General features: G+C 56.9%; 12 protein-coding genes. 3 read left to right on the forward strand and 9 right to left on the reverse strand.

The window, feature by feature from the left end; translation table 11 throughout:
- The first annotated feature begins 34 nt into the window (after nucleotides 1-34).
- Together V6C16_RS03535 and V6C16_RS03540 are read left to right on the forward strand one after the other, a co-directional pair.
- Nucleotides 35-982 carry a tyrosine recombinase XerC gene (locus V6C16_RS03535; RefSeq protein WP_333535354.1) on the forward strand — a complete coding sequence of 316 codons (948 nt, stop codon included), beginning with the start codon at nucleotides 35-37 and terminating at the stop codon, nucleotides 980-982.
- A 185-nt stretch (nucleotides 983-1,167) separates the two neighbouring features.
- Nucleotides 1,168-2,085 carry a manganese-dependent inorganic pyrophosphatase gene (locus V6C16_RS03540; RefSeq protein WP_333535353.1) on the forward strand — a complete coding sequence of 306 codons (918 nt, stop codon included), beginning with the start codon at nucleotides 1,168-1,170 and terminating at the stop codon, nucleotides 2,083-2,085.
- Nucleotides 2,086-2,267: 182 nt separating this feature from the next.
- Here V6C16_RS03540 and V6C16_RS03545 read toward each other — a convergent pair whose 3' ends face one another.
- From V6C16_RS03545 to V6C16_RS03575, 7 genes are all read right to left on the reverse strand, one after another.
- Nucleotides 2,268-2,714: a hypothetical protein gene (locus tag V6C16_RS03545; protein WP_333535352.1), complete on the reverse strand. Its 447-nt coding sequence runs from the start codon at nucleotides 2,712-2,714 to the stop codon at nucleotides 2,268-2,270.
- 231 nt (nucleotides 2,715-2,945) lie between these two features.
- On the reverse strand, nucleotides 2,946-3,404 hold the full coding sequence (locus V6C16_RS03550) for a PTS sugar transporter subunit IIB (RefSeq protein ID WP_333535351.1): 459 nt from the start codon (nucleotides 3,402-3,404) through the stop codon (nucleotides 2,946-2,948).
- 1 nt (nucleotide 3,405) lies between these two features.
- The gene (locus tag V6C16_RS03555; RefSeq protein ID WP_333535350.1) at nucleotides 3,406-3,849 is read right to left on the reverse strand and encodes a PTS sugar transporter subunit IIA; all 444 of its coding nucleotides are present in this window, start codon (nucleotides 3,847-3,849) and stop codon (nucleotides 3,406-3,408) included.
- 34 nt (nucleotides 3,850-3,883) lie between these two features.
- Nucleotides 3,884-4,816, reverse strand: a complete 933-nt coding sequence (gene rapZ / locus V6C16_RS03560; RefSeq protein WP_333535349.1) for an RNase adapter RapZ — start codon at nucleotides 4,814-4,816, stop codon at nucleotides 3,884-3,886.
- Nucleotides 4,817-4,881: 65 nt separating this feature from the next.
- Nucleotides 4,882-5,421, reverse strand: a complete 540-nt coding sequence (gene hpf / locus V6C16_RS03565) for a ribosome hibernation-promoting factor, HPF/YfiA family (protein ID WP_333535348.1) — start codon at nucleotides 5,419-5,421, stop codon at nucleotides 4,882-4,884.
- A gap of 157 nt (nucleotides 5,422-5,578) precedes the next feature.
- Nucleotides 5,579-7,003: an RNA polymerase factor sigma-54 gene (gene rpoN / locus V6C16_RS03570; protein ID WP_333535347.1), complete on the reverse strand. Its 1,425-nt coding sequence runs from the start codon at nucleotides 7,001-7,003 to the stop codon at nucleotides 5,579-5,581.
- A 467-nt stretch (nucleotides 7,004-7,470) separates the two neighbouring features.
- Complete coding sequence (locus tag V6C16_RS03575; protein ID WP_333535346.1) at nucleotides 7,471-9,114, reverse strand: CTP synthase; 1,644 nt, start codon at nucleotides 9,112-9,114, stop codon at nucleotides 7,471-7,473.
- 259 nt (nucleotides 9,115-9,373) lie between these two features.
- Here V6C16_RS03575 and V6C16_RS03580 point away from each other — a divergent pair, with 259 nt between their 5' ends.
- Nucleotides 9,374-10,183 carry a phosphoribosylformylglycinamidine synthase subunit PurQ gene (locus V6C16_RS03580; protein ID WP_333535345.1) on the forward strand — a complete coding sequence of 270 codons (810 nt, stop codon included), beginning with the start codon at nucleotides 9,374-9,376 and terminating at the stop codon, nucleotides 10,181-10,183.
- Nucleotides 10,184-10,633: 450 nt separating this feature from the next.
- Here the strand turns inward: V6C16_RS03580 and V6C16_RS03585 are convergent, their stop codons facing one another.
- Nucleotides 10,634-11,776: an NAD(P)H-dependent flavin oxidoreductase gene (locus V6C16_RS03585; protein ID WP_333535344.1), complete on the reverse strand. Its 1,143-nt coding sequence runs from the start codon at nucleotides 11,774-11,776 to the stop codon at nucleotides 10,634-10,636.
- A 161-nt stretch (nucleotides 11,777-11,937) separates the two neighbouring features.
- The coding region (locus tag V6C16_RS03590; RefSeq protein WP_333542776.1) for a PD-(D/E)XK nuclease family protein at nucleotides 11,938-12,927 on the reverse strand (990 nt) is incomplete at its 5' end.

A 12,927-nucleotide genomic window follows, 5' to 3' on the forward strand; every position in this document is an offset into this window, starting at 1 on the left:
GGCCGCGGGCCGTGGCGGAGCGGGCGCAACGGGTCTGCCGGACCGTGCCGCGTTGTTGATAGAGGCCTTTCTGGCCTGGATGACCGTGCAGAAAGGGGCCTCGGAGGCCACCCGAAAAGCCTATGCTGTGGATCTTGCACAGCTTGCGGAGTTTTTGCGCAGCCAGGATATTGATCTGGGGCAGCCGCAAACCGTGACCCGTCGGCACATACAGGCTTTTCTTGCATGGCTGTTTCGCAAGGGCGAGGCCAAAAGCTCAATGGCGCGCAAGCTGGCTGCGGCGCGTTCGTTTTTTCGTTTTCAGATGCGCGGAGGCAGGGTGACGGAAAATGTCGCGGCCCAGGTGCGTAATCCCCGTCAGGAAAAACGCCACCCCCGTGCCCTTAATGTCGATGAAACCTTCGCCCTGCTGGACTCGGCATCTGGGCCGGGAGGCAAGAACGGGCCGGTGACCGGAAGCGCCGAAGAAGAACGCATCCTTTGCCGCGATCTTGCCCTGGCGGAATTGCTTTATGGATCGGGTTTGCGCATTTCCGAGGCATTGAGCCTGGATGTGGACGATGTGCAACTGTCTTCGCGTGTATTGCGCGTTATGGGCAAAGGATCAAAGGAAAGGCTGGCTCCTCTTTCAGACACATCTTTTGCCGGTCTGAAGACCTGGCTCGAAGAGCGCCCCTTGCTGGCCTTGCCCCACGAGCCTGCCCTGTTTGTGGGCAGCCGGGGAGCGCGCCTGAACAGAAGGGAGGCCGCCCGCATTGTGGAGCGCCTGTGCCGCAGGGCGGGGCTGGCCTTTACGGTGTCGCCCCACAGCCTGCGCCATTCGTTCGCCACCCACCTGCTGGAGGCTGGCGCCGATATGCGAAGTGTGCAAGAGTTGCTGGGACATCAAAGGCTTACTACAACTCAGCGGTATACGCAGGTAAGCCTTGAAAGTCTGATGCAAGTCTATGATCAGGCGCATCCCAAGTCAGGTAAAAGGTAAAAAAATCACGAGCATATTTTTGTCCTGTTAATTAAACGAGTTCAGGTTTATTTGATGCTGTGGTGACCGTTTCATGTCAGGAAATTTTCCCCAAGCCTCTTGGCATGAACCGGACTTTGTGCTAAAGAGTACAAATCGGTCAAAACGAACCGCATACCTGAACCATACCGGAAGGAGAGACAGTCATGTCCGCATTAGTTCTTGGTCACATGAATCCTGATACCGACAGCATCATCTCAGCCATTGTTGCCGCCGACCTGTACAGCAAGCGCGGTATGGACGTCACCGCGGTTGCCCAGGGCGCGCCCACCCCCGAAACGGAATTTGTGCTGAAAAAATTCGGCATTGCCGCCCCCCAGATTGTGGACGACGTGGCAGGCAAAGACGTGTATCTGGTGGACTATTCCGACCTGGCCCAGGCCCCCAAGGGTATGGATTCCGCCACGGTTCTTGGTATTGTTGACCACCACAAGCTTGGTGACGTGACCACCTCCGCGCCGCTGGAAGCCTGGATCTGGCCCGTAGGCTGCACCAATACCGTTCTGAAGAGCATGTATGATTTCTACGGTATAGAGATCCCCAAAAATCTCGCCGGGGCCATGCTGTGCGCCATTTTGTCCGATACGGTCATCTTCAAGTCGCCCACCTGTACCCCTGCTGACAAAAAAGCCGTTGAAGAACTGGCAAAAATTGCGGGCGTGAGCGACGTCGTGGCTCTGGGCATGGAAATGTTCAAGGTCAAGAGCGCCGTTGAAGGCGCCCCCATGAAAGACCTTGTTTTCCGCGACTACAAAGATTTTGACATGAACGGCAACAAGGTGGGCATCGGCCAGCTTGAAGTGGTTGACCTTTCCATCCTTGAGCCTGTGAAGGCCGGCCTGCAGGCCGAAATTGAAAAGGTCAAGGGCGAAGGCCGCCACAGCGTCTTCCTGCTGCTGACCGACATCATGAAAGAAGGCTCGGAAATGCTTATTGTTTCCGATGACCCCTCTGTGGTGGAAAAAGCTTTTGGCGTCAAGCCCGAAGGCGCCTCTGTGTGGCTGCCCGGCGTCATGAGCCGCAAAAAGCAGGTCGTGCCGAACTTTGAAAAGGCTTTCAAGTAAGCACTGCCCGTCATATCTCAACAGGCCCCGGCGCTTTGCGCCGGGGCCTGTTGTTTTTTGAATTTCGAAAAGTTGCAATGAAATACCCGTGCTGACCTGCGCGCGCATAAAAGGTGTATGGAACCTCCGAGGCGGGCGTCTTCTCCCCGCATTCGTCAGAGCAATTTCAAAGTGAAATACCTCTAATGGCCTACCCAGATAAGCAGGGCAAGCATGCCCAGACAGCCAACAAGCACCACATATGCCTGACGGGTGCGCAGGGAAAGGACCGCGCCCATCAGCGCCGCCACATAAAGGGCAGACCATGTCACCGCCCGCAGGGCGGGCAGGGCCTGATGATTCTGCAATGTGTGCAGCAAGGAAAATATCAGGGCAAAGCAGAGACCATACAGGCAGACCTGCCAAAAAGCCCTGCGCAGGGAGGAATAGCAGAGCGCTGCGCCGGGCGAGGTTCCTCCGTGTTTGCCCGCACACCATATCTCTACCTTGTCCACCGTGGCGTTTTGCCAGATGCGCTGGCGTTGTTCGCAAAAGGCAGCCAGATAGGCGGCGGGCATGCAAAGGATCAGGGGAATAAGCAGACTGCCGGGCTGCGTCAGACCAAAATATTTGCACAAGGGGAAGAGCAATAAAAAACTCAGGTTCCCGTAAGGAGGGACAACGCTGCCCAGTTCGAGCGCGTCCAGCCAGAGAAGTTCAAATATGATGCCCAGAGGCAGGGCCAGACTCCAGTCCGAGGTAATAAAGCCGGCAATGAGGGCAAGGCAGATGGGGCGGTCAACAAGGCCGATTATACAGGAAGAGCGCGCTGCCCCTGCCAGGGCAAAAAAAAAGCGTAAGGCGCTCCTATTGCGGTCATTTCATATAAACTGCTCATGGGAACCCCTTACGTTTTCTGTCGGTACGCTGCGGAAATCCAACTGCACCAGATGCTGCTGCATGGAGCGCAGGTCTTCCCTGTCCTCGGCCGACAAGGCCACATGTGGCAGCACCTGCGTTTTTTCAGGGCCGTAATGCAGATTGCCGATATTGAGCGTTTCCATAATCACCCCTGCGTCATTGGCGCGGCGGGCATCACGGCAATTGCCGAAAAGCACGAAACTGTCTTCGCCGCAGGCGTCAAGGGTGACGGCCAGATGGTCCACGGGAATGAAGTGGGTCAGAATACGCTGCGGCACGGCAAGTTCAATGATCTGCTGGCGCAATATGTCTGCCGCCAGTTCGTCATTGGCAACCACCAGATGCCTCGCGCCGGTATGGGGCAGCCATGCCTCAATAACCTGCCCGTGTACCAGGCGATTGTCCACGCGAAACCACATACTAACTTTCGCTTTTAGTTCGCGTCTTGTTACGCAGCATGTTTCCGGCAACCACAATGCCCTTGGAACCGGCCTCGCCCGCAAGTTGGGCGAGTTCCTCAAGGCTTTTTTCGCGAGCGCTGAAAACCTTGAGCAACATTGGCAGGTTGGCCCCGGTTACCACTTCGACCTTGTGGGTCGCCAGCAGGGAAAGGGCCAGGTTGGTGGGGGTTCCACCAAACATGTCGGTAAGGATGATGACGCCCGCGCCCTTGTCCAGCCGCTGGGCGGCATCATTGAGCCGCCGCACGGTTTCGGCAACTTCCTGTCCCACATCCACGCTGATAGAACTGCAGTCGCTCTGCGGGCCAAGGATGAATTCGGCGGTGCGCAGCATGGCCGAGCCGTAATCGGCATGAGCGACAACAATAATTCCCACCTGCGTCTTCTTGCTTTCGTCCTTCATGGCGTTCCTCTTGGCGCAGAGTCTGCCAATTTTTTCAGCCAAGTTCAAGGTGTCGGTGTTCCAGAGTTACCGGATAATCAGCCTGCCGCAGGGCCAGGGTCACCTCTTCGGCCATGGCGACCGAGCGGTGGCGGCCGCCCGTACAGCCCACGGCAATGGTAACGCGGTAGCGGCCTTCAGTCTCCATCAGCGGCAGAATGAACAGCAGCAGGTCTATGAGTTTGACGCAAAATTCGCGCGCGTGGGGTTGTTCAAAAACATATTGCGCCACTTCTCTGTCTTTGCCGCACATGGGCCGCAGCTCTTCCACAAAATAGGGATTGGTGAGAAAACGCAGGTCAAAAACAAAATCTGCCTCACGCGGGACGCCGTATTTGAAACCAAAAGAAATAACGTTGACCCTGATGGCCCGCAGCTTGCTTTTGCTGTCGCTCCAGCGCTTTTGTATGGCGCGGCGCAGGTCGTGAATGGAAAAACGCGAGGTATCAATAACCAGGTCGGCCATTTCGCGCAGGGGGCTCAGGCTGTTACGTTCCGACAACAGCGAAGCCTCAAGGCCCATGCCTTCACGTTCCAGAGGGTGCGGGCGACGGGTTGTGGCGTAGCGACGTATAAGTTCCTGCGCGTCGCACTCCATAAAAAGAAGCATGGGCCGTATGTTTACGGCTGCAAGGTCGGACAGGGCTTCGTTGATTTCATCCAGAAAGTTGCTTTGCCGCAGGTCCATGCCAAGGGCGATGCCTTTGAAATGGCTCATGGAGGGGCGGGACATCATGTCCACCATTTCAGGGGCAAGGCTTGCGGGCAGGCCGTCCACCACAAAATGGCCCATGTCTTCAAAAACCTTGAGGGCCGTACTTTTGCCCGCACCGGAAAGGCCGGTGACAATGCACACGGCTACGGGCGGCCCGGCGGCAACGGTTTCAATCACCGGCCCTTCGGGGCGCTGATGTGCGGCGGTGCTCATGGTTCCCCCTGAAATTCCCGGGCCGCCCAGGCAACGGTGTTTTTGGGCGGCCCGGAACAGGCGTGTTATAAAACAGGGTCAATCAGCGCATAACCGCTTGTGCGGGTGCGGTATACGACGTTGATGCGACCGTTTTCAGCGTTAAAAAAGACCAGAAACTCACTGCCGATAGAGTCAAGCTGCATGAGAGCCTCGTCAAGGTGCAGGGGCTTGGCCGCCAGGCGGTCTGTGCCTTCCACAGGTTGCGGGGCTTCGGCTTCTGCCTCGATATTGTATGTGTACACATCAACATCGGCGCTGCGCGCCTGACGGCGCTGGGTTTTGACCCGTGAAACCTGACGCTTGATCTGAGCTTCGACCTTGTCTGTCACAAGGTCAATGGCAGCGTACATGTCGGTGGTCTGTTCAGTGGCGTTGATGTGCAGCCCTTCCCCCACAACGGTAACTTCGCAGCGGTGGCGGAATTTATCTACGGTCAGCACGACGGTAACTTCAAGACCGGCGGACTTGCCGAAAAAACGCCCAAGCTTTTCCATGCGGCGGCGGGCATATTTTTTAAGATGGTCGGAGGCTTCAAAGTTTTTGAAGGCAAAAGAGATATTCATATAATCCTCCTTGTGATGGCGGTTTCCGGCATGGCAACCGCGAGGCCCCGCCCTTGGGCGGGCAGCGAAAAGCGACGGTGTAAGCCTTTTTCGCAATCTTGCGCGTCATGTGCCTTTGCGGCGGCAGGAACCGGGGTTCCGGGACGCGGCGGAAAGATCAGAAATGCTCCTTGCGCCTGGAGGATGAGGGTATGTCAAGGGCAGTACGGTATTTAGCCACGGTTCGCCGGGCAATATTGACCTTGAGGCGTTCCTTGAGCATTTCGCCGATGCGTTCATCGCTGAGGGGCGACTTTGTGTCTTCATCAGCAATGAATTTTTTAATGAGGGCTTTGACGCTTTCAGAGCCGACCTGGCTTCCGTCATCAAGTTCAAGCCCGCTGTTGAAGAAAAATTTGAGTTCGAAAATGCCATGTGGCGTAGCCACGTATTTATTGGTGGTGATGCGGCTTACCGTAGACTCGTGCATGCTGATGTCGTCGGCAATGTCCTTGAGAATAAGGGGGGCAAGCCGTGTGACGCCTTCTTCAAAAAAGGGCTGCTGATGCCGCACGATGCTTTCCATTACCTTGTACAGCGTGCGCTGGCGCTGGTACAGACTTTTGATCAGCCATGTGGCCGCGCGCATTTTTTCCGTACAGTATTCTTTTTCCTTATCCGAAGCGGCACCCATGTCCATCTGGGTCAGGTTGGAAAGCTGCAGTTGCGGCAGGCCGTCTTCATTGAGCAGGATGATAAACTCACCACCCATTTTGTACACGAAGACATCCGGGCTTACATAGGCCGGTTCGCCGCCGCCGAAGCTGGCTCCGGGCAGGGGATCAAGGCTCTGGATGATGTCGAGGTATTCCTTCAGCTCATCCATGTCCAGCCTGAACTTGCGCAGCAGGGGCTTGTAGCGCTTGGCTTCAAGGTCTTCAAGGTGCGCGTTCACAAGCTCAAGCAAAATGGGATCGCGGTCGTACCTGAGGCTTTTGATCTGCACCAGCAGGCACTCGCGGGCGTCGCGGGCGGCCACGCCCACGGGGTCAAACATCTGCACCCGTTCAAGCACGTCCAGAGCCTCGGCCGGTTCCGCCTGGGCCATCTGGGCCACTTCCTCAATGCTGGCTTGCAGGTAGCCCGCGGAAGAGAGGTTGCCGATGATCACTTCGCCAATATCTTTCTGGGCATCGGTAAGGGATGAAAGGCGGAGCTGCCAGAGCAGATGCCCTTCAAGGGTAGGTTTGGCGGAGTAGCGGGCTTCGAGGGGGGAGATGTCTTCTGCGGATTCAAATTCGCGTGGCTGCACAAGGCGGGGGGTACTGGCGAATTCTCCGAGGTAATCCTCCCAGTCGGCATCCTTTGCCAGTTCCTTGTCGTAAGCTTCTTCCGCGCTGTTTTCCCGCCGGTCGTCCACATGATCCGGAGACGGATCGTCCCCGTGCGATTCTTCAAGAAAAGGATTTTCCAGCATCTCCTGCTGCACGGTCTCCAGAAGCTCCAGACGCGAGAGCTGAAGCAGCTTGATGGCCTGCTGTAGTTGCGGGGTCATCACCAGCTGCTGAGCCAGTTTCAATTGCTGTCGAAGTTCCAGTGCCATGTGCGTTTTCCGCCTTGAAAAATCCTGAAGCCTTATACTTGTGGTTACAAGTAGTGTGCCATAGTGGCAAAAATTACGCAATAGCCAGAGGTTGCACTATCAAAAGTCAGAAAGCTCGGTTAGAGCAATTTCACTTTGAAATTGCTCTGGCGGCTGCGTAAGCAGACGTTCGCTACGGAGGCGTAAGCGCAGTTTATCTGCGCGGTTAAACGCCGAAGTGAGCGTGCCTTAAACTTTGAGAATGTACATTCTCAAAGTTAATCTGCTCTAGTTGGATCAAAGTTTGCCTGGCGGGACGGTGACTTTGGCTTGAGCGCAGCAATGCCGGGAAGATTTTTGAAAATACAATGTTTCCACTTTGTTGTACCGTGGTGGGTTTGTCATAAAATGAAAGCGCGGGCCAGAGGCCCGCGCGAAGATATGCAAACATGGGAGAAGGGGTTTTGCCTCTTGCCCTGCGCCGAGGATCAGACTTTGGCGTGCTTTTTGGCCGCGCCGATGAACTCCCTGAACAGCGGATGGGCATTCATGGGGCGGGATTTGAATTCGGGGTGGAACTGGCAGCCCAGGAACCAGGGGTGTTCCGGCAGCTCTACAATTTCCACCAGGGAGCCGTCGGGCGAGGTTCCGCTGAAGATCATGCCTTTTTCCGCCAGGGCTTCCTTGAATTCATTGTTGAACTCATAGCGGTGGCGGTGGCGCTCTTCAACCAGATCGGTTTTGTACGCCTCAAAGGCGCGCGACTCGGGCATGACCTTGCAGGGGTAGGAGCCAAGGCGCATGGTGCCGCCCTTGTCGCTGCCAGCGTCGCGTTTTTCCACGTTTCTGGTGCGGAAGTCGTACCATTCGGTCATGAGGTAAATGACCTTGTGCTTGGAACGGTGGTCAAATTCTTCGGAGTTGGCGTCGGCCATTTCCGCCATATGACGGGCAAATTCGATAACCGCGCACTGCATGCCGAGACAGATGCCGAAAAACGGTATGCTGTTTTCACGCGCATAGCGGATGGCCGCGATTTTGCCTTCCACGCCGCGATAGCCGAAGCCGCCGGGGACCAGAATGCCGTCGCAGCCCTTGAAGTGTTCGGCCGCGTTGGCGTCGTCCACATTTTCAGAGTTGACGTAGCGCAGGTCTACCTGAACCCGGTTGGCGACGCCGCCGTGAATGAGGGCTTCGTGCAGGCTCTTGTAGGCTTCTTTAAGGTCCACATACTTGCCCACGATGGCGACGGTAACCTTGCCCTGCGGGTTGTCGCTGTCGCTCACAAGCTTTTCCCAGGCGTCAAGCTGGGCGTTGCGTGCGGGCAGGCGCAGCATGATGGCGACTTTTTGATCAAAGCCTTCCGCATAGAACTTAAGCGGCACTTCGTAGATATTGTTCACGTCCACCGACGAGAACACGGCGTCCTGATCAACGTTGCAGAACAGGGCGATCTTGCGGCGCAGTTCTTCAGGAATGCTTTGCTCGCAGCGGCAAAGGATAATGTCGGGCTGGATGCCGATGGAAAGCAGTTCCTTAACGCTGTGCTGGGTGGGCTTGGTCTTGTGCTCACCGGCACTGCGCAGGTAGGGAACCAGGGTCAGGTGGATGTTGAGGCAGTTGTCGCGTCCCAGTTCGGAGCGCAACTGGCGTATGGCCTCAAGAAAGGGCAGACCCTCGATGTCGCCCACAGTGCCGCCTATCTCGATGATGGCAACGTCCGGCGCGTCTTCGCCTTCGGCCAGAGAGAGCACCACGCCCTTGATTTCGTCCGTAATGTGGGGGATGACCTGCACAGTGGCCCCCAGGTAATCGCCGTGCCGTTCCTTGGCGATAACCTGGTTATAGATGGCCCCCGATGTGGTATTGTTTTTCCGCGACATGGGTACGTTGAGATAACGCTCGTAATGGCCCAGGTCCAGGTCGGTTTCGGCCCCGTCGTCAGTGACGAAAACCTCACCATGCTGAAAAGGATTCATGGTGCCGGGGTCAACGTTAATATAGGGGTCGAGTTTCTGTATCGTTACCGTAAGGCCACGGGTTTGCAGCAGCGCGCCCAGCGAGGCGGCCGCCAGGCCCTTGCCCAAGGATGACAGAACTCCGCCCGTCACAAAGATAAACTTAGTTTTCATGGCCTCCACCTTGATTCTTGATCGCTTTTTAGCACAACCCAAGTTCATAGCCCAAAATGATTTTTTTGGCTAGCATTGACTATCGAAAACAAGGTAAGTAGTGTGATATTCCCTCTTCAGCGTGCGCGGGTCGACCTTGCTTTACCGGCGGCTCTTGGGGTGCGGGCTCATTGCGGCCCACGGGCCGCGCGTTGCGCGCCTGGTACGCACTTGCCCGCACACTGAAAGATCTGCTGCAAGCCAAGGAGGCTTTACCCGCATGGGCACGGTCAATACACTGGTCATCACCGGTTACGGAACAAATTCTCATCTGGAAACGGCCCACGCCGCCCGTCTTGCTGGTGCAGACAGGGCTGACGTGGTTCACTTTTCAGACATTGTAGCGGCCAAGGTGCGTCTGGCTGACTACCATTTTCTGGTTTTTCCCGGCGGCTTTCTGGATGGTGATGATCTGGGGGCGGCTCAGGCCGCGGTAATGCGCTGGCGCTACCTGAAGGATGCGCAGGGCGTTCCCCTGCTGCAGAGTTTGCGCGACTTTCTGGATGAGGGCAAGCTCATTCTGGGAATTTGTAACGGCTTTCAGCTTCTGGCGAAACTGGGGCTGCTGCCCGCCTTTGGCGGCGTGCGTTTTGAGCGCCAGGTTTCACTGGGGCATAACGATTCCGCCCGCTATGAAGACCGGTGGGTTCACCTTTTGCCCAACGCCAAAAGCCCCTGTGTTTTCACAAAAGACATGCCCATGCTGTGCATGCCTGTGCGTCACGGCGAAGGCAAGCTTGTGCCGCGCGATGAAGAATGCCTGCAGCGCTTGCAGGAGGAAAATCTTATCGCCCTGCAATACGCTGACCCCGAAACGGGACAGCCCACGCAGGAGTATCCGCTCAATCCCAACGGTTCTGCCCTGGCCATTGCCGGTCTGACCGATCCCACGGGGCGGGTGCTTGGCCTTATGCCCCATCCGGAAGCTTTCCACCATGTGACCAACCATCCCGCCTGGACCCGCGGCGAACTGGACCCGCCCGGAACACTCCTGTTTGTCAATGCCGTGCGCTATTTGCGCGGGCAGTAGTCGGCCTGCCGGCCTCGACTCAGGGGCAGCCAGGCGCGAAATAGACATGTTTTTTTGAGTTTCGCTTTCTTTGTAAATACAGAAATCCCCTGGCTGTGCCAGGGGATTTCTGTATTTACGGTCGTGGCTGCCTTTGCTGGCGGCTATGCCGGATGTGTCGTTTTTTCAAGGCAACTGGGCGGCTAAAATGCCACTGCCCGGTGCGGGTTTGAAAAAGTACCGCAAGGCTGTTCACTCTTCACCCGGTTTGCGGGGCGCTTTCCTGCTGCAAACGACCTGAGAAAGGCCGCAATGCCGTGGACGCAGGGCAGACTGCTCCGCCATCAGGCAGATATTTCAGGCAACAGCTGCCTTAAACGGCAACCATTTCAGGCGGCCATCTTTTCGGGCGGCCATCAGAGCCAGAGCAGCGACCACTTTACCCGGCAGGCGGCTCAGGCGTTGGCGACGCTAGCTTTTGCCGCTGTTGAACATGTTTTGCACGCTTTTGCTCAACGAAGACATGGCTTCGTCAAATTCGTGCTGCAGGCTGTCCATAAGTTCGCGCACGGACGTAATCTTGTTTACCCGTGACACGTTTGCGCCGCAAAAGGCAAAGCCACGCTCAAGGTTGCCCTTCATGGCGTTGATGAGCGCCTGAGCAATGCAATAGGGCGTTTTTTCCTGTTCGCAGGTGTGCACGCAGTGGAAGATGCACTTGAACGGCTTTTTATTGCCTTCGCGGGCTGCATGGATGAACCCGTTGTCCAGGGCTCGTCCGGGCATGCCCACCGGGCTTTTGATAATGGTGATATCTTCGGCCGTGGCCGCAAGGTAGGACTGCTTGAAGCGCTCATCGGCATCGCATTCGTGGGTGGCGACAAAGCGGGTTCCCATCTGCACGCCTGAAGCGCCGAGATCGAGAAACTTCTTGATGTCCGCGCCGGAATAGACGCCGCCAGCGGCAATGACGGGAACGGCCTTGCCGTATTTGTCTTCGAAGGACTTTACGGTTTCCACCACTTCAGGAACCAGCACTTCAAGGGAGTGGGCCGGATCGTGCAGCTCTTCGGCCTTGAAGCCGAGGTGGCCGCCCGCCTTGGGGCCTTCCACCACAAAGGCATCAGGAACGTAGTTGAAGCGGGATATCCATTTTTTGGCAATAACCGATGCCGCACGGGCCGAGGAGACTATGGGTACGAGTTTGGTTTTAAACTCTTCTTTTTTCTCTTCGCAGGCCTGAAAAAGGTGCTTGGGCATATCCAGCGGCAGCCCGGCGCCTGAAAAGATGATGTCTGCCCGGCTTTCAATGGCCGTGCGCACCATCTGGCTGAAGGTGGTCAGGGCCACCATAAGATTGACGCCCACAATGCCGTTGGTCATCTGGCGGGCTTTTTCGATTTCGTTGCGCAGGGCGCGCAGGTTGGCGGTCAAAGGGTCCTTGGCTACGTCCGGCTCTTTCATGCCGATCATGGCGCCGGCGATGACGCCGATACCGCCCTGATTAGCCACGGCCGAGGCCAGACCTGAAAGTGATATGCCTACACCCATGCCACCCTGGACTACAGGGATCTTGGCGGTGAGATTACCTATCTTAAGTGCGGGGAAAGACATTTCAAGACCTCCGTCCTGACTTGCACGGACAAGCCCACCCGCCCCCTCTGGTGGTTTTCAGGCATGCCACGTATGGAAATTAGGCGCAACAATAGCCGCAAAATCCGCGAGACGCAACAGGTGAGAAGCCTCTTTTTCAAAGAATGCCAAAGGCCCGACACTTATACAGAACACAGCCCCGCATAGGGGCACCATCGGCAATGCGTGTCGGGCCGTGCCGCGAAACAGGGCGAATATTCCATATGCAGCAGGGGCAGGGCCAGTGCCGTGTTGCAAAATTCGAGGGCAGCCTCAAGGTCTTCGTCCACAAGCCCGCCGAATAAGGGATGTTCTTTGCCGTCATCGCGCAATTCCACCAGGGCGGCATCCCCCAGCGGCGTCATGCCGCCGGCCTGCGCCATGCTCAGGTAGCAGGGAAGCTGCAGGCTGGGCAGGCGTTCACGCAGTTCGCTGAAGAGTTTTTCCAGTTGCTGCAGGTGGCCTGCATCCGCTTCCTGTGCGGGGTGCAGGGCATCGCACAGCTGCCCGGCACGGGAGAAAAAGGCGAGGTCGGTCCACAGGCTGCCGTCGAGTTTTTTTATGCCGCCGGTTTTGTAGTCCAGCACATGAAACAGGCCGTCACGTTTGTCCACGCGGTCCATTGTACCTACAAAGGCATAATCGCGCCCGGCCAGCCGCAGGGGACCCCTGAGCTCTTTTTCCAGCGCCATGATGGTCGCCTGTTCGGGCTGGTTCTCAAGAAAACGCATGAGGCGCATGGGCGCGGCTTCTTCCAGCATCAGGCAGCTGTCGGCTGGCAGCTGCCTGCGCAGACCGTGGGTTTCAAGCTGCTCAAAAAAACGGGCGCGAACCGTTTCGGCCGAGATGTCTCCCCTCCGTACGGTTTTGTGCAGGTATGGCTCGTAAAGCGCCTTGAGCGTGTCGTGAATGCAGGTTCCCACAGCAGCGGGGTCATCCCCTTCATTGATTTCCCTTGGGGGGCGCAGCCCGCACAGATATTGCCAGGCAAAGCGCAGAGGACACTGCAGGTAAACGTCCAGTCTTGTGGCAGACAGCGGTTCGCGCAACAGGCGCGCCAGAGCGTCGTTCATGTCGGCGCTGCGCTCAAGCTGCTTTACCTCCGCCACTGCGGCGCGCACCTCGCACACGGC

This window comes from Desulfovibrio sp. 1188_IL3213 (genome assembly GCF_036763145.1).
Classification (GTDB): Bacteria; Desulfobacterota; Desulfovibrionia; order Desulfovibrionales; family Desulfovibrionaceae; genus Desulfovibrio.